Consider the following 2,377-nt stretch of genomic DNA (forward strand, 5'->3'; position numbering starts at 1 on the left):
TCCATATGGCACCTCCTAGATTTAATACATCTATTGTGAGGTGTTATGGAAAGAAATAAACGTATATATCAATTCAAATAGGGCATATACACTTATTTCTTTCCATAAACTAAAACTTTCGATAATTACCCACACCTGGCGGTCCAAGAAAGATAATGTTATATAGTTGTTCAAGCCACGTTAAGTCCCTTAACTGATTTAGCTTTTTACTACTTAATGATTTTTGTTCTTTCAAATCGTAGCCATCAACTGTGCTATGGAAGGGGAATGTAGCCCATTTAAATCGCTTCTCTAGTTGTTTTTCATCTCTTCGACTCTGCTCATATGTTGCCATTTCAAAGAGAAACTGAGTAAAGGATAAATCCTTTTTCTCAGCCTCTCTGATTAGTTCAGGTAAATGATTTGCGGTTTCAGATAAACGAAGGGTTCTCATCAGTTCTTGTAACTGCTGGAGTTGACTCATTGTGAATCATCCTCCATTAGGACTGTGTAGGCATCCACTTCTCTTTTTGGAGCCTCTGTCTCCATAATCCAACTGGACAGACTATTTATTGGAGAAACATTCTCAGCGTTGTCGTTCACTGTATCATGAACTTGGCGTTGCCGTTTAATGTACTGAACGATGTCGCCGAAGTCTGTTGCACTATATAACTTTCTTCTGACACTTTCATGCAGTGCTGCTGATAGTAAATCTTCATTATTTTGTTTGGTCTCTCTTAATATAATTTGTAGCTGATCTCGAATATAGCGAGGATACTTTTCCCGAATAGTGGTTAGGTATTTATATGCAGCTTCCTTGTCTTTAAATTGGTTCGCAACCGTATCAAGAAATGCATCGATTCCTTTTGTTCGATCACGAGTGTGATTTCTATCTTTTATCAACTGGCCTTTCCCATCAGGTATTTTATGCTTTGCAATTAATTCTCCTGTTTCAGGTATATAAATTAATAGGTATTGATCCTCAGATTCCTTTACACCTAATGTTTCATATTTACTAAACGTACCAAGTGGAAGAGAATACCGATTAGACAAATACCGTATGGTATTGTCCTTATGGACACTTCTTGTTATACTATTCTCATATTTGTTTATGATATTTATTTTTTGGATGACCGGTCTTAAGTGTTGCTTTTCCAAGGAGAACACTTCGACTGGTCTTTTTTTTGTTGTATTGTGTACTTTATAGTTACCTGTCCGATTTAACCATTGCCATCCTTGTTCATTCCAAGAATCAATATTGTGGAATATTCTATGTTTAGCGAAATTGTGTTTGATAAAACCTACCACATTCTCAATTCTACCTTTACTTTCCGGGTCAGCTTTTCGACAAACCCGAAGGTTTAGCCTCCTGGTATCTTTATACTGCTGAAACTCCTTTGTTAGAATTAAATCTCCACCATTTTCACTTACTACTATTAAACTATCTTGGTCATAAACTAATTCTCTAGGAATTCCCTCAAACCATTTAAACGCATTCTCATGTGCTCTTATGACATCTTCCGTAGTAAAAGGTCTATCTAACCATTCCTTGTATTTATATCTGGAATTAGATAGCACAAATGCAATAAAGCTAAGCTTGACTTCCTTATTATTTATAGTCCTTTGTTTTGTAAATCCAAAATCCACTTGTACTTGTTCTCCCATAGGTGAGTCAGGGATGGCTTCATATTCTCTTGGTGATGTCTCTTTTTCTATCTTATATTCATTACGTAAATCTCTAACATAGGCCCTCACAGTGCTTTCACCTATCTCCAGTGATGGATTCCTTTCCTGCAGCCAATCTTGCACTTGTGCCGCTGACATATCGGGATGTTCCCGCAACCAGGATAAGACTAGTTCCTTATGTGTGTCTAACTTCTTCCTTCTTGTTTGTAGGGTTTCCACCCACTCAGCCATATCTGAGGGTGATCTTTTAAGGTTTCTGTATACTGTTGATCTTGAAATCCCCAGCTTTTCTGCGACTTTTGATTTACTAAACCCTTTCTTTATTAACTGTTGTATTTCCATATACATTTCCCACTTATCCACCTTTTCTGTACCCTCCATTGATGTATGAATAAACTCATAGAAATCTTACAATGGAAAGGGCTTTTATTTTACTGGTACATTTGGGTAAATAAGTGTTTCATCTTATCTAGCAAAAACTGTCTACTCTAGTTTAGCAGTCACAACACTTTTGAAAAACTTTTTTCGCTTCAGATTTCAAGCACATTTTTTATTATAAAATGAGAATTTTATTTTTCTTCTTCAACTCCCTCAGTTAAATACGATTTTCTCCCGAATGCTCGCTAATTCGCAGGATTTCATTACCGTTGGTATAGAGTTAACGATTAAATGAAATGAGTTCAGATTTTTAGGCTTCGTGAAAGCATGGGGA

At 36.3% G+C, this 2,377-nt stretch carries 2 protein-coding genes; both read right to left on the bottom strand.

Translation table 11 applies throughout. The features are described 5' to 3' along the window. Positions 1-109: 109 nt before the first annotated feature. A complete protein-coding gene (locus ACE198_RS27865) occupies positions 110-463 on the bottom strand; it encodes an ATP-binding protein (RefSeq protein WP_375377785.1) in 354 nt (117 codons plus the stop codon). Continuing rightward, on the bottom strand, positions 460-2,028 hold the full coding sequence (istA, locus tag ACE198_RS27870; protein WP_375377786.1) for an IS21 family transposase: 1,569 nt from the start codon (positions 2,026-2,028) through the stop codon (positions 460-462). The genes ACE198_RS27865 and istA overlap by 4 nt, the downstream gene beginning before the upstream one ends. Positions 2,029-2,377: the final 349 nt, after the last annotated feature.

Source organism: Neobacillus sp. KR4-4 (genome assembly GCF_042136325.1).
In the GTDB taxonomy this organism is placed as follows: Bacteria; Bacillota; Bacilli; order Bacillales; family Cytobacillaceae; genus Neobacillus.

Excerpts from the sequence above, each read along its gene's own strand:
- ACE198_RS27865 (WP_375377785.1), bottom strand. The coding sequence starts at position 463 with ATGAGTCAACTCCAGCAGTTACAAGAACTGATGAGAACCCTTCGTTTA.